At 47.4% G+C, this 24072-nt stretch carries 20 protein-coding genes; 8 read left to right on the forward strand and 12 right to left on the reverse strand.

All coding sequences use genetic code 11. The annotated features are described in order from the left end of the window. Positions 1 to 113 precede the first annotated feature (113 nt). On the forward strand, positions 114 to 479 hold the full coding sequence (gene folB / locus DW800_RS07440) for a dihydroneopterin aldolase (protein ID WP_005830212.1): 366 nt from the start codon (positions 114 to 116) through the stop codon (positions 477 to 479). Positions 480 to 1132: 653 nt separating this feature from the next. Here the strand turns inward: folB and DW800_RS07450 are convergent. Genes DW800_RS07450 through mtaB form a run of 4 tightly spaced genes read right to left on the reverse strand, consistent with a single transcriptional unit; the run spans position 1133 to position 4978 of the window. Beyond that, positions 1133 to 1651 carry a methylglyoxal synthase gene (locus tag DW800_RS07450; RefSeq protein ID WP_005830204.1) on the reverse strand — a complete coding sequence of 173 codons (519 nt, stop codon included), beginning with the start codon at positions 1649 to 1651 and terminating at the stop codon, positions 1133 to 1135. A 47-nt stretch (positions 1652 to 1698) separates the two neighbouring features. Further along, positions 1699 to 2715: a glycosyltransferase family 2 protein gene (locus DW800_RS07455; protein ID WP_119957939.1), complete on the reverse strand. Its 1017-nt coding sequence runs from the start codon at positions 2713 to 2715 to the stop codon at positions 1699 to 1701. Then, entirely contained in the window at positions 2708 to 3607 is a 900-nt protein-coding gene (locus DW800_RS07460) for a lysophospholipid acyltransferase family protein (RefSeq protein ID WP_005833230.1), read from the reverse strand. The genes DW800_RS07455 and DW800_RS07460 overlap by 8 nt, the downstream gene beginning before the upstream one ends. A 54-nt stretch (positions 3608 to 3661) precedes the next feature. Further along, positions 3662 to 4978, reverse strand: a complete 1317-nt coding sequence (gene mtaB, locus DW800_RS07465; RefSeq protein WP_005830199.1) for a tRNA (N(6)-L-threonylcarbamoyladenosine(37)-C(2))-methylthiotransferase MtaB — start codon at positions 4976 to 4978, stop codon at positions 3662 to 3664. 85 nt (positions 4979 to 5063) lie between these two features. Here mtaB and DW800_RS07470 point away from each other — a divergent pair, with 85 nt between their 5' ends. The 3 genes from DW800_RS07470 to DW800_RS07480 all read left to right on the forward strand — a co-directional run bounded on the left by DW800_RS07470 (position 5064) and on the right by DW800_RS07480 (position 7686). Beyond that, positions 5064 to 6737: a long-chain fatty acid--CoA ligase gene (locus tag DW800_RS07470; protein WP_005833234.1), complete on the forward strand. Its 1674-nt coding sequence runs from the start codon at positions 5064 to 5066 to the stop codon at positions 6735 to 6737. Positions 6738 to 6894: 157 nt separating this feature from the next. Beyond that, positions 6895 to 7107, forward strand: coding sequence for a hypothetical protein (locus DW800_RS07475; RefSeq protein WP_005833237.1), 213 nt, complete (start codon positions 6895 to 6897; stop codon positions 7105 to 7107). 333 nt (positions 7108 to 7440) lie between these two features. Continuing rightward, positions 7441 to 7686 (forward strand): RNA recognition motif domain-containing protein, encoded by a 246-nt coding sequence (locus DW800_RS07480; protein WP_005830186.1) that lies wholly within the window; start codon positions 7441 to 7443, stop codon positions 7684 to 7686. 265 nt (positions 7687 to 7951) lie between these two features. Here the strand turns inward: DW800_RS07480 and rplI are convergent, their stop codons facing one another. From rplI to rpsF, 3 genes are read right to left on the reverse strand one after another with little or no spacing between them, the layout of a single operon-like run. Then, a complete protein-coding gene (rplI, locus tag DW800_RS07490; RefSeq protein WP_016273037.1) occupies positions 7952 to 8401 on the reverse strand; it encodes a 50S ribosomal protein L9 in 450 nt (149 codons plus the stop codon). 15 nt (positions 8402 to 8416) lie between these two features. Beyond that, complete coding sequence (gene rpsR, locus DW800_RS07495; protein ID WP_004288442.1) at positions 8417 to 8689, reverse strand: 30S ribosomal protein S18; 273 nt, start codon at positions 8687 to 8689, stop codon at positions 8417 to 8419. Between the two features lie 2 nt (positions 8690 to 8691). Next, complete coding sequence (rpsF, locus tag DW800_RS07500) at positions 8692 to 9036, reverse strand: 30S ribosomal protein S6 (RefSeq protein ID WP_005657357.1); 345 nt, start codon at positions 9034 to 9036, stop codon at positions 8692 to 8694. A gap of 159 nt (positions 9037 to 9195) precedes the next feature. On the opposite strand from rpsF, the gene DW800_RS07505 reads away from it, so the two are divergent. Beyond that, positions 9196 to 9642 (forward strand): MarR family winged helix-turn-helix transcriptional regulator, encoded by a 447-nt coding sequence (locus DW800_RS07505; RefSeq protein WP_005830183.1) that lies wholly within the window; start codon positions 9196 to 9198, stop codon positions 9640 to 9642. A gap of 200 nt (positions 9643 to 9842) precedes the next feature. Further along, complete coding sequence (locus DW800_RS19640; RefSeq protein ID WP_005830181.1) at positions 9843 to 10019, forward strand: hypothetical protein; 177 nt, start codon at positions 9843 to 9845, stop codon at positions 10017 to 10019. Between the two features lie 88 nt (positions 10020 to 10107). Here the strand turns inward: DW800_RS19640 and DW800_RS07510 are convergent, their stop codons facing one another. The 3 genes from DW800_RS07510 to DW800_RS07520 all read right to left on the reverse strand — a co-directional run bounded on the left by DW800_RS07510 (position 10108) and on the right by DW800_RS07520 (position 14816). Next, a complete protein-coding gene (locus DW800_RS07510; protein WP_005830176.1) occupies positions 10108 to 10809 on the reverse strand; it encodes a response regulator transcription factor in 702 nt (233 codons plus the stop codon). Between the two features lie 5 nt (positions 10810 to 10814). After that, on the reverse strand, positions 10815 to 12359 hold the full coding sequence (locus tag DW800_RS07515; RefSeq protein WP_005830174.1) for a sensor histidine kinase: 1545 nt from the start codon (positions 12357 to 12359) through the stop codon (positions 10815 to 10817). A 300-nt stretch (positions 12360 to 12659) separates the two neighbouring features. Next, entirely contained in the window at positions 12660 to 14816 is a 2157-nt protein-coding gene (locus tag DW800_RS07520; protein WP_008664112.1) for an elongation factor G, read from the reverse strand. A gap of 250 nt (positions 14817 to 15066) precedes the next feature. On the opposite strand from DW800_RS07520, the gene DW800_RS07525 reads away from it, so the two are divergent. Both DW800_RS07525 and DW800_RS07530 read left to right on the forward strand, forming a co-directional pair. After that, the gene (locus tag DW800_RS07525; protein WP_119957940.1) at positions 15067 to 16836 is read left to right on the forward strand and encodes a gamma-glutamyl-gamma-aminobutyrate hydrolase family protein; all 1770 of its coding nucleotides are present in this window, start codon (positions 15067 to 15069) and stop codon (positions 16834 to 16836) included. 147 nt (positions 16837 to 16983) lie between these two features. After that, entirely contained in the window at positions 16984 to 20304 is a 3321-nt protein-coding gene (locus tag DW800_RS07530; protein WP_119957941.1) for a beta-galactosidase, read from the forward strand. 114 nt (positions 20305 to 20418) lie between these two features. Here DW800_RS07530 and uxuA read toward each other — a convergent pair whose 3' ends face one another. Both uxuA and DW800_RS07540 read right to left on the reverse strand, forming a co-directional pair. Beyond that, entirely contained in the window at positions 20419 to 21600 is a 1182-nt protein-coding gene (gene uxuA / locus DW800_RS07535; protein ID WP_044468165.1) for a mannonate dehydratase, read from the reverse strand. Positions 21601 to 21729: 129 nt separating this feature from the next. Next, on the reverse strand, positions 21730 to 24069 hold the full coding sequence (locus tag DW800_RS07540; protein ID WP_044468166.1) for a glycosyl hydrolase 115 family protein: 2340 nt from the start codon (positions 24067 to 24069) through the stop codon (positions 21730 to 21732). Positions 24070 to 24072 lie beyond the last annotated feature (3 nt).

The raw sequence follows: 24072 nt of genomic DNA on the forward strand, positions 1-24072 counted from the left end.
CGCTATTTTTATATTTTACAGAATACAATCCGCAACCTGAATCGTAATAACCGGATACTGATTTGCCCGTACCACAAAATATCAGTAAGTTTGCAGAAAACAATCTACAAGTAATGACCAGTTATATTTTCCTTGACACGCTTCGCTTCTTCGCCCATCACGGCGTGGGCGAACAAGAAACCGTGGTAGGCAATGAGTTTACCGTCAGCCTGCGCCTGCAAGTTGATATCCGGCGTGCGGCAGAAACGGACGACGTAGCCGACACCGTGAGCTATGCCGATGTACATACAGCTGTGAAGGCAGAGATGGACATTCCTTCCAAACTATTGGAACATGTATGCGGGCGAATTATAAACCGATTGTTCCACGACTTCCCACAGATAGAAGAAATAACCCTCAAGCTGGCAAAGCGCAATCCACCGATGGGCGCGGATATAGAGGCTGCAGGAGTGGAAATATGCCAACGCCGCGGAGAATGACAGATTGCCGAATCACCCCATTCACTATTGATACACAGACACTTCCCACTGCAAAGACACTGCATGCTTTTTGCAGTGGCGCTGCAAACGGTTTGCAGTAACACTGCACATATATTTGCAGTAGTACTGCAACAGCTTTGCAGTAACGCTGCAACAGATATGCAGTAGCACTGCAAAATGTATACAGAAGTTCTGCAGTGAGCATGCAGCAACTTTTCTGCCGTAGAATACAACCATTGATACCAATATTCCGTACCTTTGCCCCATCATCAACAAAAAGTCAATGAGAAACGCTATACAACGACTGGCATTACTCCCCATCGTCGCTCTCTTCCTGCTACCGGCCGCTTGCTATCAAATACAGCTCCGAGTTTCATTGGAGAAATGCCCTCTACCTGCCCACCCCTTACGACTTTACAAACCCATACAACTATGCAGACTTCAGAAGGAATGAACTATTGAAAATAAACCTCACAGAGTTCCGCTTCCCCTACCAATACCTCAACGACATAGAATGGGCAGATTCACCAACACCATTATTGTGCAACTCTATGACTTCAAACGGCAAGGGTGGGCTATCGCACCAGTGTGGGCTGTCCATGAACGAAGGGTAGCGATAGATTAAGAATGCCCAGTAGAACCGAGTTTCATCCTTATTTTTGCCGTTTCCGCTTCTTTGCCGATTCCACCGCTTCGGCCACCACCGGCTTATTTGCAAACCGCTTGGTGTAGTTGCTGTAATCGGGAACAGTGCGTTCATACGTCGGGTCGACAAACAACGGGCTGGAAATGATATGGTCTGCCGTACTGCGGTTGCAGCAGAACACGATGTTCTCCACACCGGCAAGGCGGGTCAACGCCTTCACATCCGTATCGTGCGGCTGAAGGGTCATCGGGTCGGTGAAAAAGAAAAGATAGTCAATCTCTCCGTCCACAATGCGCGAGCCCATCTGCTGGTCACCGCCCAAAGGACCGGATTTAAGGATAGTGAAATCCCACTCCACATCAGGATGTTTCTCCCGGAGGGCTTCGAGGATAAGGGTACCCGTGGTGCCCGTACAATAGAATTTATGCCCCATCAGCAATTCCGAGTTCCACAGTACCCACTCGATGAGGTCTTTCTTCATGGCGTCGTGTGCCACTAATCCGATTTTTCTAACTAGTTTTTCCATAATTCAAAACCTTTAATAGATTGAACAATTATAAAAGGCAACAGTTCCTACAATTGGGAAAAGAATTTCTTTCCATGCAGATAAAACTGCGCCAATATACTGTTTTTTGTCCGTTCCGGTATTACGGCAAGCGTAGTTTTTTTCAGATTCTCTTTGCGGGACGCTGCTAATGAAGTGCGGAGGGAGTGGTAGGCACGGCGCGCACGGAATACGGCCAAAGCATTGGGTAACTGGCCTTTCAGCATGAAACTGAACGCAGCCACATAATCGAGCACCGCACGTACACGCATCACGGACGCCAAGTCCTCCTGCGGCAGATTCTTATAAAGCATGACAAGGTTATTACGAAAATTGAGGAAGGTCTTGCGCGGATTCTCCTTCTTCAAAGTGGCCCCTCCCACATGAAATACCACACTCTGCGGTATACATGCCAACTGTCTGCCACGGGCACGAAGCCGCCAACATAAATCTATCTCCTCCATGTGGGCAAAAAAACGTCCGTCCAGCCCACCCGCTTCCCGGTAGTCTGCCAGACGGATGAACAGAGCCGCCCCCGTAGCCCAGAAAATGGGTATCACCGTGTCGTATTGCCCCTTGTCCTCTTCTACCACGCCCATAATACGGCCGCGGCAGAAGGGATAGCCATAGCGGTCGATGAAACCTCCCGCAGCTCCGGCATACTCAAACTGCCCCTTGTTACGCCAACTGCGTATCTTCGGCTGGCAAGCGGCCGTCTCCGGATAGGCATCCATATACTCTGCCAACGGGACAAGCCAGTGCTCGGTGACCTCTACATCGGAATTGAGCAGCACTACATATTCTGCCTCCACTTGCTTCAATGCTAGATTGTATCCGTCGGCAAAACCGTGGTTCTCTTCCTGCAGAATCAAGTGCACAGAAGGAAACTCGCGACGGAGCATTGCCACAGAAGCATCCGTAGAGCCATTGTCCGCCACATACACCACAGCACCATCCGCCTCCGAAAAACGCACAACAGAGGGAAGGAAGGAACGGAGCATATCACATCCGTTCCAATTCAATATGACAACAGCAATCTTATCCATGTTGCACAGATTCTTTTCGTTTATTTTTCCAGCGTTTATGAGACCAGAACCAATAAGCCGGTTCGCGCCGGATGGTCTGCTCCAGACGACGGGCGAAGCACTCGGTTATCTCGCCATCCGCCGTCTGCTTGGGAGTTTCGGTAACCAAATCGAAGAGCACTTTGCAATATCCCCTGGATGTCCGTTCCAATTCACAATAAAAGACGGGGAAGTCCATCAGCTTGGCAATGCGCTCGGCGCCATCCATGAACACGGTGTCCTGATTCAAGAAAGTGGTCCAATAATGGGCCTCGCTGCGGTTGGGCGACTGGTCTGTAATCAGGCCGATGGCTATCCGCCTGCCTTCACGGCGAAGCTTTATCACTTCGCGTGCCGTGGAATGTTTCGCCACATTGTATCCTCCGAACCGGGCGCGGATATGCTTAAACATCTCGTCCAGATACTTATTGCTTAGCGGTTTGTACACCTGCACCGGGATGTCGCCCGGATGCATGATGGCCCCCATGCCTATAATCCACTCAAAATTGGCATAATGGGGAATCAACAGTACAATGCCTCCATGCTTCTCTATCATGGCAAGGTATTCTTCCTTATTATCATACTTCATCCGGCGGCAGAGCTCCTCGAAAGACATGCGCAGCATCTTCACCTCTTCCAGCATATAGTCGCAGATATAATGGTAGAACTTGCGCTCTATCTCCATCAATTCGGTTTCCGACTTCTCCGGAAAGGAATTGCGAAGGTTGCGGCGAACGACTTTCTTCCGATAATGCACGACGTGGCGCATCAGGAAGTACAGCCCGTCAGACAATGCATAAAGCGCCCGGAAAGGCAGAAGTGCCACAAGCCACATGCCCGCATAAGTCAACCAATAGACAATTTTTGATTTCACTTCGTCAGTTATGAGTTATAAGTTATGAGTTATTTGTTGCAAAGGCGGCATTCCTCATTCCATTACTCCCAAGAGTGCGGTGCCGTCGGCATTGAAATCGCCCAGGCGCACAGACACGAGCTGGTTGTCCAAGGCAGCATCATGAGGGACTTCCACACGGATATAATTGGGAGTGAAGCCGTGCATCGGCAGTCCGGGTTTGGGACGTTCCAGCAACACCGGCATCGTCTGCCCGATATGGCGCGCATAAAAAGCACGGGTCTTTTCGTCCGAAAGCTCCAGCAATTGCTGGCTCCTGCGGTGCTTTTCTTCGGGTGCCACCACGTGGTCTATCTTCAAGGCCTGCGTGCCGGGACGCTCCGAATAGCTGAAGACATGGAGCTGCGTCACGTCCAGGCTCTTGATAAACTCATAAGCCTGCCCGAAATACTCCTCCGTCTCTCCACGGGTACCCACAATCACGTCTACCCCTATAAAGGAATCGGGCATCACTTCCTTTATCTTCTTTATCTTCGAGGCAAACAAGGCGGTATCGTAACGGCGTCGCATCAGCTTCAGCACCTCGTCACTGCCCGACTGCAGCGGTATATGGAAATGAGGCATGAAACGCCGGGAACGGGACACGTATTCTATGATTTCATCTGTCAGCAGATTCGGCTCGATGGAGGATATGCGGTAACGCTCAATGCCTTCCACCTCGTCCAGCGCCTTCACCAAGTCGAAGAAAGTCTCACCGGTAGACTTGCCGAAGTCTCCGATATTGACGCCGGTCAATACAATTTCCTTTCCACCTTCGGCAGCCGCCTGGCTGGCCTGCTCCACCATAGAAGCAATGCTGCCGTTACGGCTACGTCCGCGGGCAAAGGGAATGGTGCAATAGGAACAATAATAATCGCAGCCGTCCTGCACTTTCAGGAAGAAACGGGTCCGGTCGCCACGCGAACAAGACGGAGCAAACGAACGTATATCCTTCAAAGCGGAAGTGTAGGCCTCGCCGGTCTCGTGCTTCTGTAGATTGCCCAGGTAGTGGAGCAGGTCCTTCTTCTGCTCGGCTCCCAGCACGACGTCCACACCTTCTATCTTTGCCACCGTCTCCGGTTTCAGCTGGGCATAGCAACCGGTCACCACGACAAATGCACCCGGATGTTGCTTCACCAGTTTGTGGATGGCCTGGCGGCACTTCTTGTCTGCCACTTCCGTCACCGAGCAGGTATTCACTACACAAATATCCGCTTTCTCACCCTTGCGCGCCGTACGTACGCCCGCTTCCCGCAAAATTTTACCGATAGTAGAGGTCTCCGAGAAGTTCAGTTTGCACCCCAACGTATAGTAAACCGCCGTCTTATCTTGAAATATATTGGTATCTATCATGAGCTTATAAACACATTTATGCTGCAAATATATACATTATTAATCTATTTTTCCTACTTTTGCACACTCAACTAAAATTTGTGCAATGATACAAGAGAACTTTATCAAACTATACGAGCATAGTTTCCGCGAGAATTGGGACCTCCCCTGCTATACCAACTATGGAGAAAATGAGAGCTATACTTATGGCGAAGTGGCACAAGAAATAGCCAGACTGCACCTTATTTTCAAGTACTGCCAACTGCGCCGCGGCGACAAGATAGCCGTCATCGGCAAGAACAATGCCCGCTGGTGCATCGCCTATATGGCCACCATCACCTACGGCGGTATCGTAGTCCCCATTCTGCAAGACTTCAACCCCAATGATGTCCATCATATCGTAAACCACTCCGAATCGACGTTCCTCTTCACCAGCGATGCCATTTGGGAACATCTGGAAGAAGAACGGCTTACCGGAATTCGCGGTGTGTTCTCGCTGAGCGACTTCCGCTGTCTGTATCAGCGGGACGGCGAAACCATCCAGCGTTTCCTCAAGCATCTGGGCGATGAAATGGAAGCGACCTACCCGAACGGGTTCCGCAAGGAAGACATCGTTTACACGGACCTTTCCAACGACAAGGTCATGCTGCTGAATTATACCTCGGGCACCACCGGATTCAGTAAGGGCGTCATGCTGACGGGAAACAACCTGGCCGGCAACGTCACCTTCGGCATACGTACCGAGCTGCTGAAGAAAGGGGACAAAGTGCTCTCTTTCCTGCCTTTGGCACATGCATACGGCTGCGCATTCGATTTCCTTACCGCCACGGCCGTCGGCACACACGTCACACTGTTGGGAAAAGTACCTTCCCCAAAGATTCTGATGAAAGCTTTCGAGGAAGTGAAACCCAACCTGATTATCACCGTACCCCTTGTCATTGAAAAGATATACAAGAATGTCATACAGCCCATCATCAACAAAAAGACCATGAAATGGGCACTCAGCATTCCCTTGCTCGACGGACAGATATACGGGCAAATCCGCAAGAAACTGATTGACGCACTGGGCGGACGTTTCAAGGAAGTCATCATAGGAGGCGCGGCCATGAACCCGGAAGTGGAAGAATTCTTCCACCGCATCAAGTTCCCCTTCACCATCGGCTACGGCATGACTGAATGTGCCCCTCTCATCAGCTATGCTCCCTGGAATGAATTTGTCCCGACTTCCTCCGGACGGGTACTCGACATCATGGAAGCCCGTATCTACAAGGAAAACCCGGACGACAAACTCGGCGAAATACAAGTACGTGGTGAGAACGTGATGACGGGTTATTACAAAAACCCCGAAGCCACCAAAGAAGTCTTCACCGAAGACGGATGGCTTCGCACCGGCGACTTGGGTACACTGGACGACGACAACAACCTATACATACGCGGACGCAGCAAGACCATGATTCTCAGTTCCAGTGGACAGAATATCTTCCCCGAAGAGATAGAAGCACGGCTCAACAACATGCCTTTCGTCCTGGAAAGTCTTGTCATCGAACGGAATAAAAGACTGGTGGCACTGGTTTATGCCGACTATGAAGCCTTGGATTCTTTAGGGTTGAACCAGCCGGACAACCTCAAAACCATTATGGATGAGAATCTCAAAAATCTGAATAATAGTGTGGCAGCCTATGAAAAAGTAAGCCAAATCCAACTTTATCCGACTGAATTTGAGAAAACGCCCAAAAGAAGTATCAAGAGATACTTATACAACAGCATTGCCGAAGATTAATATGTTGTAAAACATATAGATAGGGATAAAAACAGCCGAAGCTCCAAAAAAAATATAAAAAAAGTTGGGGTTTCGAGAACAACATATTCAAAAAGTACATACCTTTGCAACGTTTTAATAAAGCAATTGATTGTATTACGTTTTAAAAGTAAAGAAAATGAAAAAATTAGTTTTGATGGCTGCAGCTATCGTAGCAGTATCTTTCGCATCTTGTGGCAACAAAGCAGCTAACGCTGAACAAGCAACTGCAGATTCTATCCGTATCGCTGACTCAATCGCAGCTGTAGAAGCAGCAGCAGCTGAAGCCGCAGCAGCAGCCGCAGCAGCTGACACTGTAGCAGTAGATAGCGCAGCTGTTGTAGCTGAATAATTTCAGTACAACACTCGAGAGAATTGAAAGTCTGACGTGCATACAAGCACACCAGACTTTTTTTATGTCTTATCCTCTCCTTCTGTTCCCTTCCAATTGTTAAGTCTTGGTCTTATTTCACAAAAAAGGGTATTATATGGCAGATAAATGATAAAGTATAGTGCATATACCAAATAAAAGCCGTTACTTTGCATCAACAAAACAATAAGAGGTTTATTACGATCTACGTTTCACTATGTTTCTCCTCGATTAGCCACATTGAGAATTTTCATTTCTGACTACAACTTCCTAAGACTCCTTTATTGAATTATTAATTTTTTATTTTTGTATTTTATGAATATGTACATTGGAAACCTTAGCTACAACGTTAGGGAATCAGATTTGAGACAAGTAATGGAAGAGTATGGAACAGTAGAATCAGTAAAACTGATTATGGACCGTAATACAAACAGATCAAAAGGTTTTGCCTTCGTAGAGATGCCCGAAGCTGCTGAAGCCCAACAAGCAATCAACAAACTGAATGGAGCAGAATATGTAGGCCGCCAAATGGTAGTGAAAGAAGCATTGCCAAGAAACTAAAAGAATTATTGGCTGACAATAAGGCAAAGAGCATACCCCTGAGTGGATATGCTCTTTTTTTTTGCATTAGTAACCTCGTAAAGAGACACAAGAGTATTCTTGCCAAACCTCTATACCACGCGCGTAAACCTCTACTTCAGATTCGTAAACCTCTATAACCGCAGCTTTACGTATCCCTCAATAAGCTCACACACATACGCTCCGAACATAGAAAAGCCCGGTCCTTTATCAGAACCGGGCTTCCTTATCATTATTAAGTCTTTTCTTATGCTTCTTCAGCAACTACTTCGAAAGGAATTTCTACAGAAACTTCCTTGTGCAGCTTAACGATAGCCTTGTAGTTACCAACTTCTTTCACTACGTCCTTAACAACGATAATCTTACGATCGATGTTGTGACCCAATTTAGCCAACTCTTCAGCAATCTGGATGTTACCAACAGAACCGAAGATAGTACCAGTAGAGCTAACCTTAGTAGCAATCTTCAATGATACGCCTTCCAGCTTAGCAGCCAGTTCTTCAGCATCCTTTTTGATTTTCTCCAGCTTGTGAGCACGTTGTTTCAGCTCTTCAGCCAACATTTTCTTTGCAGCCGGTGAAGCGATGACAGCTTTACCAGTCGGGATGAGGTAGTTACGACCGTAACCAGACTTTACTGTTACGATGTCGTTCTTATAACCCAAGTTTACAATGTCTTCTTTCAATATAATTTCCATACTTTCCTCCTCCTATTATTTCATCATGTCAGTTACATAGGGCAGCAACGCCAAGTGACGTGCTCTCTTCACAGCTTGAGCTACACGACGTTGGAACTTCAAAGAAGTACCGGTAATACGACGCGGAAGGATTTTACCTTGCTCATTCAAGAATTTCTTCAAGAATTCGGGATCTTTGTAGTCGATGTACTTAATACCGCTCTTTTTGAAACGGCAGTATTTTTTCTTCTTAACGTCTACTGAGGGCGGAGTTAAATATCTGATTTCTGATTGAACTTGTTGTGCCATGATTAATCCTCCTTTTTAGTTGATTTAACACTTCTTCTCTTCGCAGCATATTCAGCAGCGTACTTGTCTTGCTTGAAAGTCAAGAAACGGATAACGCGCTCATCACGACGGAAGTTTATTTCCAATTTCTCAATGACAGTAGGTTCTGCATTGAACTCAATCAGCTGATAGAAACCGGTTGACTTCTTCTGGATAGGATATGCCAGCTTCTTCAGTCCCCAGTTTTCTTCATTTACAATCTCAGCACCTTCAGCAGTAAGGATGCCTTTGAATTTTTCTACCGCTTCCTTCATCTGAACATCAGACAAAACGGGAGTCAAAATGAAAACGGTTTCGTATTGATTCATACTCGTTTAATTAAATAAATAAATTATTCGTTTTAAAAATGCGGTGCAAAGGTAGACATTTTATTTTGAACTACAAACATTTAATGTTTTTTTGTGTAGGGATATAGGAATTGTCTTCAGCTTGCCTTATCTTTGCAAAGTTGTTTAAACAATAATTTCATGATAGAGCAATTTAACTTTGATATCCGCCTTATCTTTGCCATACTGAACGGTAAAGTGTCGGCTGCCATTAACCGAAAGCTGTCCCGCAACTTCCGCCAGAACGGTTTGGAGATTACTCCGGAACAGTGGACCGTCCTCATCTTCTTATGGGAAAAGGACGGGGTGACGCAACAAGAGTTGTGTAATGCAACTTTCAAAGACAAGCCCAGCATGACGCGCTTGATAGACAATATGGAGCGTCAGCATCTCGTCGTGCGCATATCGGACAAGAAAGACCGCCGAACCAATCTGATACATCTGACCAAGGACGGCAAGGAGCTGGAAGAACGCGCGCGCGTCATTGCCAACCAGACCCTCAAAGAAGCCTTGAAAGGCATCACCATCGAAGAGCTCAGTGTGAGCCAGGAGGTGCTGAGGAAGATTTTCTTCAATACGAAGGACTAAGATATAGGGATTAGGGGTTAAGGATTAGAGATTAAGGGAGGAGAAAATAAGGGGATGAAGCGTCATTTTTCATTCCTCATCTTCCATTCTTTATTAAAATATGGATTTTTTGCAAAAATAATTTCGCTTGTTAAAGAATTATGCTTTTCTTTGTGACAAGAATACGAAAGAATATAATAATCTAATTAAAATACACACACATGAAAGGCTTATTAAAAAATCTGGGATTGATATTAGTCGTAATAGGAGCTGTAATCCTGGTTGCATGTTCTTTTACCGGCAATGTTAACAACAATGCCATCTTGGGCAGTTCTGCCGTTTTGGTTGTAGTGGGATTGATTTCCTACATTGTCATCAACAAGAGAATTGTCGACTAATATCAAAAGAAAAGAAATAAAGAAGGCGGTTGCATATACATGCAAACCGCCTTTTTTATTTTCTCTCCCCCAGAGGAGCCGAGTCTCATCAAGACTCAGCTTCCGGAGTAATCAGTTTATATCCTTTTCCGTGAATGTTGATGATTTCAATCGAATCATCTTCTTTCAGGTGCTTACGCAGCTTTGTGATATATACATCCATACTACGTGCATTGAAATAGTTGTCATCAATCCAAATAGTCTTCAACGCAAAGTCACGCTGCAGAATTTCGTTGGCATGTGCACAAAGCAAGCCCAGCAGTTCGGATTCTTTGGTGGTCAGTTTAGTCTGCTTCTCGGCAGTCGCCAGAATCTGTTTCTGCGTGTCGAATGTAAACTTACCAATCTTATAGATGTTGCTCTCCTTGTTCTTCTTTCCGCGAACACGTCTCAGGATAGCTTCAATTCTGAAAGTCAGCTCTTCCATACTGAAGGGCTTGGTGATGTAGTCATCGGCACCAATCTTGAAACCTTCCAGAATATCTTCCTTCAATGTTTTTGCCGTCAAGAAGATAATAGGTATTTCGGCATTGGCCGCACGCACTTCTTGTGCCAGTGTGAATCCGTCTTTCTTTGGCATCATCACATCAAACACACACAAGTCATATTTATTCTTCAGGAAAGCCTTGTATCCAGCTTCTCCATCGGGATATAACTCGGCAGCGTAACCTTTTGCCTGTAAATATTCTCTTAAAAGCATGCCAAGATTTTCATCATCTTCGCACAATAAAATACGCAGTTTCTCGTCCATATCAATCAATTTTTTAATAAAGGTAATGCAATAATAAATTTAGTTCCTACGTTCAGTTCACTTTCTGCCCGGATAGTTCCCTTATGATCCATGATAATCTTCTTCACATAAGCCAGTCCCAAGCCGAAGCCTTTCACATCGTGCAGATTACCTGTATGCACGCGATAGAACTTCTCGAATATCTTTTTCAAATTCTCCTTCTTGATGCCGATGCCGTTATCTTGGATGGAAATCATCAGTTTGCCAGGCTCATTCCAAGTCTTCACCGTCAGTTGCAGATCCGCATCCGGACGTTTATACTTCACTGCATTATCCATGAGATTGAAAATCACATTGGTGATATGCATCTCATCGGCAAAAATGGCAGAGTTGGTAGCTTTAAGCTCCGATTCAATCTTTCCATTATAACGCTCCACTTTCAGTGTAAACGTGTTGATAACACCCGCTATCAGCTCGTTGGCATCCAGTTCCTTATTCTTCAAAGTAGCCTTCTGACGGTCAAACATCGACATCTGAAGCACTTTTTCTACCTGGAACCTCAAGCGCTTCGTTTCATCGTTGATGACACCCGATATATGCTGGAACATAGTCGGAGACTTGCCCACAGCCGGGTCTTTCAACATCTGTGCCGCCAGAGAAATCGTCGATATCGGCGTCTTGAACTCGTGCGTCATATTGTTGATGAAATCATTCTTCATCTCCGTCAGCTTCTTCTGGCGGAATACGATGTAAATCGTAAAGATGAACGTCACCAGCAGTACAAAAGTAAATATCATCGACGGTATCATAAACCTGACCGAATCGAAGATATAATCCTTCTTTCCCGGAAAATGTATCTTGACGATACTCATACGGGCTGGTGGGTCATTCAAAAACAATGGCTGCGAATAAGAGCTTTCACTCCCTGCATCGCTATAATCCGCACAACGGTATACCTCCCGACCTTCCCGGTCTATCACCTTGAAGTGATAATCCATATCACCGAGACCATTCTCTATCAGACCTGCTTTTAGATACTGGTCCAGACTTTTGAAATTAACACGCTCCTCAATCGGCTTGTCGCTGGCATTGTATACCATCTGCAACACCACCTCGTCTACCAATGCACGCTGGTAAAGATAGCGGTTTTTAAGCATCTCTATCTGCGAGCGTGAAGTCTGAGGAATGGTTTTTGCTCCGTGTTTGCGTGAAATCATTGCTCTTGGCAATTCAGAAGGCTCGTTACTGAAAGTTTTCAATTCCACCGAAGAACGGACACTGCCATCCGGAGCTGTCATCACAAACCGCTGGGTACGCATCACTCCGCTACTGCTTTGCGATTGTTCCCACGCCTTCTTTTCTGCCTCGGAGATATCCTCATTCAGCCAACGCACAACCTCTGCGGACTCTGCCTCTTTCGAAGCAGCCATCAACGCACGCTTCACCGATTCATCAAATTGTCCGTTACGCATCTTCACCATTTCCTCAATATAGCTTATCTGCAGATACAGCAAACTAAGGAAGGAAAGCCCCATAACAACACCTAATATCCATATAGTTGACTTTTTCATAGTCACAAAATTAACACTCCCTAATTAACACTCCTAACCAATTAACCTGATTTAACCGGACGTTCTCGTAAATTAACCGAAGACCATTTTTTAGGTTGTATTATGAGCATTATAACAAAAACACAAGCCTTTGGTTTGCAAATTTAATAAAAAATTAATCATTCAATTCACAATTCTGCATGTTCTTAATCTACGTTAATGAAAAAAGCCGTTATTACTTGCCATGAAGTAACAACGGCTTTAACAATTGTTATATTAGCAGCCGGTAGTTACAACAGCCAAACTACCAACCCCTGAAAATCATTCTTCAGCTTGCTTTGCCTCAAATTCCTTAATCAGTTTATCCTGCACATCACTCGGAACGAGTTCATAGCTGGCAAACTTCATGATGAACGAAGCACGTCCACCAGTCAGTGAGCTAAGTGCCGTAGAGTAGGATGACATTTCCTTCAAAGGCACCTTAGCACTCAGTTTTTCGTAACTGGCCTCGCTGCTCATACCCATAATCATGGCACGGCGTCCCTGCAAGTCCCCCATCACATCACCCATCTTGTCCGACGGAACAAATACTTCCACGTCATAAATGGGTTCTAGAATCTTCGGGCCTGCATTCTTGAACGCTTCGCTGAACGCATTCCGTCCCGCCAGCATAAAGGAGATTTCATTGGAGTCAACCGGATGCATTTTTCCGTCATATACGATGACACGTACATCGCGAGCATACGAACCAGTCAACGGTCCCTGCTCCATACGTGACATGATACCCTTCAAGATGGCCGGCATGAAACGTGCATCAATGGAACCACCCACAATACTATTGACGAATACCAGCTTGCCACCCCATTCCAATGGAACTTCTTCGGTACCCTTGACGTTCATCTTGAACTCCTGACCATTGAATTTATAGGTTTCGGGCAACGGCATGCCTTCGTAGTAAGGCTCAACAATCAGATGAACTTCACCGAACTGGCCTGCACCACCCGACTGCTTCTTATGGCGATAATCCGCACGGGCAGCTTTGGTAATCGTTTCGCGATACGGTATTCTCGGTTCTTCAAACTTGATTTGCAGTTTTTCATTGTTTTCCAGACGCCACTTCAAGGTACGCAAATGGAATTCACCTTGTCCGTGTACAATAGTCTGACGCAATTCTTTAGACTGGTCTATCACCCATGTCGGGTCTTCCTCTCGCATACGGTTCAAAGCAACCATCATCTTTTCTGTATCCGACTCGTTCAACGGCTTGATAGCACGTGAGTATTTGGAGTTCGGATATTTAATGAAGTTGAAACGGTTTTCAGAGCCCTTACCGTTCAATGTATTGCCGGTATGTACATCCTTCAGTTTCACTGTACAGCCGATGTCACCGGCTACCATTTCCTCTACCTTGATACGGTTGGCACCGGCACAAGCATAAATCTGCGCGATGCGTTCCTTGGAACCGCGGTCTGCATTGGTAAAATCATCACCTTCGTGCACTTTACCACTCATAACCTTGAAGTATTGAACATCACCGATATGCGGCTCAACGGCAGTCTTGAAGAAATACAAGGAAGTCGGTCCGTTAGAATCCGGCTTCACCACCTCACCGCGTGTATTGTGCACCGGTGGCATTTCGTCCACAAACGGCACCACATTACCCAGGAACTCCATCAGACGGCGTACACCCATATCCTTGCCGGCACAGACGCAGAATACCGGGAACATACCTCGTGAAGCCAGTCCCTTGCGGATACCTTCGCGCATTTCGTCTTCTGTCAAAGAGTCCTGCTCAAAGAATTTTTCCATCAGGCCTTCGTCATGTTCGGCTGCAGCTTCTACCAAAGCCTTGTGCAGTTCTGTAGCCTTTTCCATTTCTTCGGCCGGAATCTCTTCAATAATGGGAGCGCCACCTTCGGGTCCCCACGAATATTTTTTCATCAAAAGTACATCGATCAACGAATTGAAGTTCGGTCCGGTAGCCAGCGGATATTGCACGGGCACCACCTTCGGACCGTATATGGTTTGCAACTGCTCAAGCACCATATCATAATCGCACTTTTCATTATCAAGCTGGTTTACCAGGAAAATAACCGGTTTGCCCAGTTTCTCGGTGTAGCGGAAATGGTTCTGCGTACCTACCTCGGGACCGTATTGCCCGTTCAGCAGCAGAATGGCAGTATCTGTAACGTTGAGCGCCGTCATGGCAGCCCCTACAAAGTCATCACTACCCGGGCAGTCAATGATATTCAGTTTCTTGCCGTTCCACTCCACATGGAAAACGGTGGAAAACACAGAATAGCCGTATTCCTGCTCCACCGGGAAGTAATCGCTGACTGTATTCTTGGCAGTAATCCTGCCGCGACGTTTTATAATACCACTCTCAAAGAGCAGCGCTTCCGTGAGAGTGGTTTTACCCGAGCCGTCATTGCCAAGGAGGGCAATGTTCTTAATTTCATTCGTCTGATATACTTTCATGATATATTAAGATTTTAAGTGAATAACCTGACATACGATGATGCCGTTAACTTTTTGTGAGGCGCAAATTAGGCATTAATTCAAAGAAAAGCAACATCGGGAAGCATGTTATATAACACACTTCCTCCACCAACAAAGAATATAATGTTCTTCTGCCAATAAACTGCCCGAATTCACAAGTCATCCAACTTCTTGGACGGCTTAAATATTTCTTATAACTTTGCAGGAAAAAGAATTCCCCCCGAAAACCATGAACAAACTACTGTTAACAACACCGCTCGTTCTATGTCCATATTTGGCAATGGGACAGTCCAACCAAAAAACAACCAGGAAAGCCCCTCTCATCGGCATTTCCTGCTCACATCCGGGCCGAAGCTCATCCACACAGATGACGTATACCGAGTCTGTAATCCAGGCAGGTGGAACACCTATACTGATTTCCATCACTACCGATAGCCTTGTCTTGACAGACATTGCCAACCGGCTGGACGGTATCATTCTGATAGGAGGAGGAGACATCCACCCTTCCTATTTCAATGAATCGCCCATCGAACAGCTGGGAGAGGTGGACTCCCTGCGTGATGTATACGACATGGCACTCATCCGCCTGGCTACCCGGCGTAACATTCCGATGTTTGGCATCTGCCGGGGAGAACAGTTAATCAATGTAGCTTTCGGCGGAACCCTTTATCAGGATATCCCTACCCAGCATCCCGACACCACTGTCTGCCACCAGCAGCAGGAACCGAGCAGTATACCAACTCATACCGTCCACCTCACTCCCGGTTCTGCCATGGCATCCATAACCGGACAGACACAACTTTTCACCAATACTCACCATCACCAGGCGGTCAAGCAAGTTGCCCCGGGATTCAGCGTAACGGGTTGGTCGTCAGACAGTATTCCCGAAGCTATAGAGTCTTCTCACGAATATCCGATATGGGGTGTGCAATTCCATCCCGAAGCTCTGGCTACGGCAGGCGACAGCATCTCTGCCAGATTCTTCTATTTTCTGGTTCAAAAGGCAGCTACCTACCGGCATGCCAAAGAGATTCATCGCCGCATCCTCTCCCTCGACACGCATACAGACACCCCACTTGATTTTGACGTTTCCTATAATATAGGTACGCGCGAAAAAACGCAGGTTTGCCTGCCCAAGATGCGAGAAGGAAAATTGGATGGACAATACCTGGCATGCTGGGTGCGTCAAGGCCCGTGCGATGAAGAGAACAGTCTGAAAGCCATTGACCGAGTGGATGAGTTGATACGCCACATCTACCGACAAGTGGAGATGAACGGGGAGCAATGTGCCATAGCCCGCACGCCCGATGATTTGTCCAGGCTCAAGACCGAAGGAAAGAAAGCCTTTTATATTGGCATCGAAAACGGATACGGCATCAGCAAGGATTTGAAGAATATCACCCGTTTCCATGATGCAGGCGTTACCTACATCACCCTTTGCCACACCCGCAACAATGACATCTGCGACAGTTCTTCGGACACGACTGCCCGTTGGAACGGCTTAAGTCCTTACGGTAGAAAAGTGGTGAAAGAAATGAACCGGCTGGGAATAATGATAGACCTTTCCCATGCAGCCGAAAGCACCTTCTGGGATGTACTGAAATATTCAAAAGCACCGGTCATAGTCTCCCACTCCTCTGCAAGCGCCATCTACAGACACGACCGCAATCTGACCGACGAACAGCTACGCGCCCTTGCCGCACATGGCGGTGTGGCTCAAGCCTGCCTGGTAGACGAGTTTCTGAACCCGGATGCCAAGAAAACCAACCTTACGGACTTCATGAAACACCTGCTGCACATGGTTGAAGTGGCAGGCATAGACCACGTGGGCATTGGCTCGGACTTCGACGGTGGAGGCGGGGTCAAAGGATGCAATGGGGACAATGATTTCATCAATATCACCGTCCGTCTGCTGGAACATGGATTTACAGAAACAGACATCGCCAAGATATGGGGTGGAAATTTCCTCCGGGTGATGAAACAAGTACAAACCAAATAGAAAAGACCGAAAAACATCACAAAAAGGAGAGATTAGAGCTATAATCTCTCCTTTTTGACACATTTACATACCCTCCATTTCTCAACTTTCGCATATCTTTGCCCAAAACATAAACGATTTATTAATTATCTAATACCGAATTCTTAAATGAAAAGGAAAATTATTTGGAGTTTTGCATTGCTGGCCTGCCTTTGCTGCCTGCCATCTGCAAAAACAAAAGCACAAACGAAAAATGCCGCAATCATACCCGGGGAAGTATGGAAAGACACCGACGGCAATCCCATCAACGCCCATGGCGGCGGCCTTCTTTACCACGAAGGGACCTACTATTGGTATGGCGAATACAAAAAAGGGGAAACCATCCTGCCCGAATGGGCTACGTGGGAATGCTACCGCACCGACGTAACCGGTGTCAGCTGCTACTCTTCGAAAGACCTGCTGAACTGGAAGTTCGAGGGTATCGTACTTCCTGCCGTGAAAGACGACGAGAAACACGACCTGCACCCCAGCAAGGTGTTGGAACGTCCCAAAGTGATTTACAACGAAAAAACAAAGAAATTCGTCATGTGGGCGCATGTGGAAAGCGCCGACTACAGTAAGGCATGTGCCGGCGTAGCGGTCAGCGATTCTCCTACCGGGACATTCACCTATGTAGGCAGCTTCCGTCCCAACGGTGCGATGAGCCGCGACCAAACAGTGTTCGTTGATGATAACGGCAAGGCATATCAGTTCTACTCTTCGGAAAACAACGCTACCTTATATATAAGCGAGCTAACGGATGACTACCTGAAGCCCACTGGTCGCTATACACGCAATTTCGTGAAGCAAAGCCGCGAAGCACCCGCCGTATTCAAGTATAACGGCAAGTACTATATGCTCTCTTCCGGTTGTACCGGCTGGGATCCCAATGTTGCCGAACTGGCTGTAGCCGACTCCATCATGGGGCAATGGACTACCATCGGCAATCCGTGTACCGGTCCTGATGCAGACAAGACCTTCTATGCACAAAGTACTTACGTGCAGCAAATATACGGAAAAGGAAATGCCTACATTGCCATGTTCGACCGCTGGAAAAAGAAAGACCTTGAGGACTCACGCTACGTATGGCTCCCGCTTGAATTCGGCAAGGACGGAACAATCACGATACCCTGGCGCGACAGGTGGGACCCGCGTACCCAGTGGGAAGGACAAGGCGACTTCTCTGCCGGCAAAGGAACATTCCTATTGAATGGCAAGCCGTTTGTCATCAAAGCCGCAGAGCTGCACTATCCACGTATCCCCAAGGCCTATTGGGACCAACGCATCAAGCTATGCAAGGCACTGGGCATGAACACCATCTGCCTTTATGTATTCTGGAACTCCCACGAGTCTCAGCCGGGAGTGTTCGACTTCACCGGACAGAATGACCTGGCGGAATTCTGCCGCCTATGCCAGCAGAACGACATGTATGTCATCCTGCGCCCGGGACCGTATGTCTGTGCCGAATGGGAAATGGGCGGACTGCCCTGGTGGTTACTCAAGAAAAAAGATATCCGCCTGCGCGAATCCGACCCCTACTTTATGGAGCGTGTAAGTATCTTCGAAAAAGCTGTTGCCGAGCAGGTAGCCGGTATGACCATACAGAACGGAGGTCCCATCATCATGGTACAAGTAGAGAACGAATACGGCTCCTACGGGGAAGACAAAGGTTACGTATCGCAAATCCGTGACATCGTACGCGCCAATTACCCCGGCGTAGCACTGTTCCAGTGCGACTGGGCGTCCAACTTCACCAAGAACGGGCTCCATGACTTGGTATGGACCATGAACTTCGGTACAGGAGCCAACATCGACCAACAGTTTGCACCGCTGAAGAAACTCCGTCCTGACAGTCCGCTGATGTGCTCCGAATTCTGGAGCGGCTGGTTCGACAAGTGGGGAGCCAACCACGAAACCCGTCCGGCTGCCGACATGATTGCCGGAATTGACGAGATGTTGTCCAAAGGCATCTCCTTCAGCCTCTACATGACCCATGGAGGAACCAATTGGGGACACTGGGCAGGAGCCAACTCACCCGGATTCGCCCCTGACGTAACCTCTTACGACTACGACGCCCCCATCAGCGAATCGGGACAGACCACTCCCAAATACTGGGAATTGCGAAAAGCATTGTCCAAATACATGAACGGCGAGAAGCAGGCTAAAGTTCCCGCTTTAATCAAGCCCATCCGTATTCCGTCTTTCCAATTTACAGAGATGGCTCCTTTGTTCGACAATCTTCCTGCTGCCAAGAAAGACCGCAATATCCGTACCATGGAGGAATATAACCAGGGATTCGGAAGTATTCTCTACCGCACCACACTGCCCGAGATGAAAACCCCGTCCCTGCTCACTGTGAACGATGCGCACGATTATGCCCAAGTTTTCCTGAATGGTAAATACATCGGCAAACTGGACCGCCGCAACGGTGAAAAGCAACTGGAATTCCCCGCCTGCCCCAAAGGTGCACGCCTCGACATTCTGGTAGAAGCCATGGGCCGCATCAACTTTGGACGTGCCATCAAGGACTTCAAGGGTATCACCCAAAGCGTAGAACTTACCGTAGACATCGACGGCCGTCCTTTCACCTGCAACCTGAAGGATTGGGAAGTCTATAATCTCGAAGATACATACGATTTCTATAAGAACATGAAGTTCCAGCCCATCGGCTCACTGAAAGATGAGTTAGGACAACGCATTCCGGGTTGCTACCGTGCCACCTTTAAGGTGAACAAGCCCAGCGACACATTCCTAAACTTCGAGACTTGGGGCAAGGGACTTGTCTACGTCAACGGGCACGCCATGGGACGCATTTGGGAAATCGGCCCGCAACAGACCCTCTACATCCCGGGATGCTGGTTGAAGAAAGGCGAGAATGAAGTGATTGTCTTCGACCTCATCGGTCCCAAAGAGGCTAAGTCCGAAGGACTGAGCGAGCCATTGCTAGACCAACTACTCGTTACCAAACCGCTGACGCACCGCAATGAGGGTGAAAATCTCGACTTGTCCGGTGAGCAGCCCGTCCTCTCCGGCAGCTTCAATCCCGGCAACGGTTGGCAGGAACGCAAATTCGGCCAACCCGTCACCGGACGTTACGTCTGCCTGGAAGCCTTGAGTGCACAAGATAGAAAAGACCTGGCTTGCATTGCCGAAATGTATCTGCTGGATGAGAATGGGGAACGTCTGTCACGCGAACCCTGGATTGTCAATTATGCCGACAGCGAAGACGTATCCCACGTCAACTGTTCTGCGGACAAAATCTTCGACCTCCAGGAATCAACCTATTGGAGCACAACAAAAGACACTCCATACCCGCATGCTGTCGTGATTGACTTGGGTAGTACCCACACCCTGACCGGCATACAATATCTACCCAGAATGGAAAGCGAGGTACCGGGTGGAATCAAAGACTTCAAGGTTTACGTAAAATCCAAGACTTTCAACTATTAAGCCGGATTTACAACACTAATAGATTCTTTAGACGCGGATTACGCGAAAAATCATGGATATTTTTCATTTATTATCCATGATTTTTCGCGTAATCCGCGTCTAACTTTAAATCAATCAAACTGATTTTCCGGACAATTCATCATCCACCACAGCCATCATCCCCTCCACTTGTGCCAATGCCAGTAGACGTCCATGAAAAGAATAACCTGCGTTGTACCCCTTGTCCTCGTCGCCCAACATCATGCGACCGTGGTCCACACGCATCGGCAACCCCGGATTTTCCTTCTCAAAGATACGAATCAAGTCAATGAGGTGTCCCCTTCCCTCCAGATGGGAACTTTCGATAAAGTTTCCACCCGGCATGGCCTTCGTACTGCGCAAATGCACAAAGTGGGTACGCTTGGCAAACTTCCTTGCCAGTTCACGGGTATCATTCTGTTCACCGGCACTCAATGAACCGGCGCAAAAAGTCAGGCCGTTATGGGGATTGTCCACTGCACTCAGTATCCAGGCAATATCCGCCTCGTCTGTCACAATGCGCGGCAACCCCAATACCTGGAAAGGAGGGTCATCGGGGTGTACACACATATTCACCCCATATTCCTCGCATACCGGCATGACGGCAGACAAGAAATAACGCATATTCCCGCGCAGAGCCTCCCGGTCTATCCCCTTGTATAGCGCCAGCAAACGCTTGAACAGGATTACCGGCTCCTTGTCCCCTTCCTTGATGTTGCCGTTTACGAATCCTTGTGTCTTTACGATAATCGTATCTACCAGTTCTGCCTTTTCGGACTCCGTAATCACCTTATCCAGTTCTGCCACCTTGTCCAGCTCTTCCGGAGAATAATCGGCTTCCGCATTCTCCCGTTCCAATATCTTCAGGTCGAAGTAGGCAAAACGGATTCTGTCGAAATAAAGGGAAGAAGTCCCGTCTTCCCAGGGATGTTGCAAGTCCGTGCGAATCCAGTCAATCACCGGCATGAAGTTGTAGCATACCGTCCGGATGCCTGCCTTGCCAAGATTGGCAAGGCTTATCTTATAGTTCTCTATCAATCGGTCACGCTCACTCCCCGCATATTTGACAGCCTCGCATACCGGCAGACTTTCTACTACAGACCAGCGCAATCCGAAGGATTCAATATAATCCCTCAAATCTTCAATGGCTTCCAACGTCCATATTTCACCATTGGGAACTTCATGCAAGGCAGTGACAACGCCTTCCACTCCTATCTGTCGCAACATGGCAAGGGTTATCTTGTCCTTCTTGCCAAACCATCTCCAAGTCTTTTCCATTCTTTATATTAATTATCTATAAGCATGTCGCCATAATTAGCTTATATTAAATAGAGTATCTTCATTCCCCTCCTCCGGGGAGGGGAATGAAGTTACTATCAATAATACAAACTAATTCTGATGACATACTTAACGGTACAGCAGAATTTGATCCAGTACAACCCCTTCGCCAAGCGCCTTGATTGTCAGCCGGTGTTTTTTTCTTTTTCCTACAGGAAGAATGATCCGTCTGATGGCCTGATTGCGCAAGACATTTTCCTTCCACTCTTCACTACGTCCTTTTGTTTCATAAGTTATAGGAGCAGAATACTTATTATCCAGTGAAAGGATGAAACCCAGTTGTTCTCCATCAATCGGATGATTCGGCAGCAGACGAATCTCCACTTCCACCGAATCGGCCCGGCAATCATTAAAGTCGAAAACCAATTCTTCACCTTTCGCCAGCATCACCGCCTTGCCTTCATATCCTAATCCTTCGCAAAATACCGGATTCCCGTCTGAGAAATCCGCAGCATTCCACTTATGCAGACTTGAATGTTCTTCGAGCACAGGCACTTCAACAGATGACCGGTCTACCGGTTCAAACACCGGCAACTTACGTGGCTGATAATCCATCATACGATGCCACTTGCCGTTGTTTTCTATACCTTTATTATAGATACGGGTAAGCGACACAATACTGTCATAAGCAGCATCACTCTTACCCCAATCCATTTCCCCATGACGGGCAAACTGTGCATAGAGCATTTTCTTGTTCATTTCAGCAGATGCCTGTACCGGATACTTCACTAACTGAAAATAAGCATCCCGGCGTCCCTGCGGTATTTGCGAAGCCAACCGTTCAGCCTCATCCGAGATAGTCTGATAATCTTCCAGACGTTTATTGATAAACTCTCTGCTCCATGGCATGTCTTTCACTATGCGGTAGTCATTCGTATGATATTCTTCCTCGCGGGTATTCCCCATAAACTCCGGTTTGCGGATATATGCCAAACGATAATGTTCCTGCATAACCGGTAGCAATTGATTGCCTACCGTCTCTCCAAACTCGCGCTTCAGGAAGTTGCATAAATGTCTATACACCCCTTCTCCGGCTACTTTATCTATGTTCCACGCCATATCAAGAAAGAGTTCCATCTGATATTCGGCCGGTTTGATGTCACCCACATTCAGCACCCACATCTTTTGAATGCCGTGGTCATAAGCCGTTTTCATCTGCTGATACAGCAACGCCGGACTGAAGGTTCCCAACCAAAGATAATCGTGTGGACGTCCCCAATAGGATACATGATAATAAATACCGTTTCCACCTTTACGGGCACGTTCCTCCTTATTGGGGAAATGGCGGATATATCCGTAATTATCATCACACCACATCAACGTTACATCCTCCGGCACCTGCAAACCGGCATGATAAATATCGAGCACTTCCTTATAAGGAATAAAGACCTGCGGCACAGCAGTCACATCTTTATCAACATACTTCTGCAACAAGTTGCGCTGGTCTTTGAGTACACGTTCCAACACCGCTTTCTGTTCTTCCACCGTCCGGGCTCCCTGCATCTGTCCGTCGTGCACGCCACGCATTCCCACGGTGTATAGAATTTCCTGCCCGGCCACCTCTTTCACCCGGTCTTCCCAGAATTTACAGACAGCCTCGCTGTTATTCACATAGTCATAATCGCCTTTTCCCCTTCTGCTCCATTCGCCGGCAGCATTGCATGCCATCGGCTCACAGTGGGAAGAACCGATATAAATACCAAACTTTTCGGCAACTTCCCGATTCCCTTCCGTCAGGAAAAACGGAACGGTACACTCGTGCATGGCAGGCCAATAGACATTGGCACGCAAACGCAACAATAACTCAAAAATACGTTCATTGGTACGCGGGCCAATGCGTCCGGGCTTATACCACGGTTCATAGTTCAAGCTGCTCCAAGGCATCAATCCCCAGTCTTCATCATTGATAAAGATGCCGCGATACTCCACAGAAGGTGCTTGAATCGTCTTATAACCGGCCGGAAGTTCAAATCGGTCTTTCCTTTCAGGCGTTACATCCGCCCACCACTCCCACGGAGATACGCCCATCGAGCGGGAAAGTTCCATGATGCCATAGGCTGTACCATATTGGTCGCTGCCGGCAACCAGCAATTTTCCATCCGGAAGTACAGTCAACAGAAAAGCCTGCTTCTTGCCTTCCAAAACAGAAACATCTGCCCCGGTCTCCGCTATCAACGGGCTCTTGCCAACAGTACCTATTACTATATGACCTGCTTTGCCATCTTGCTGCACGGGAGCAGAAAGCACAGCCTGACAGTCCCGGGTGAACAGTTCCAAAGCTGTATGCACCACCATTCCCTCGGATTTGTCATAAGCCAGCACTACGGGCTTTCCTGCATTCAAGATGAATTGTGCCCAAGAAACTTGCGCCACAGCGAACAAGAGCAAACTTAAGATTATTTTCTTCATGGT

Source organism: Bacteroides sp. AM32-11AC, from assembly GCF_003603515.1.
GTDB lineage: Bacteria > Bacteroidota > Bacteroidia > Bacteroidales > Bacteroidaceae > Bacteroides > Bacteroides uniformis.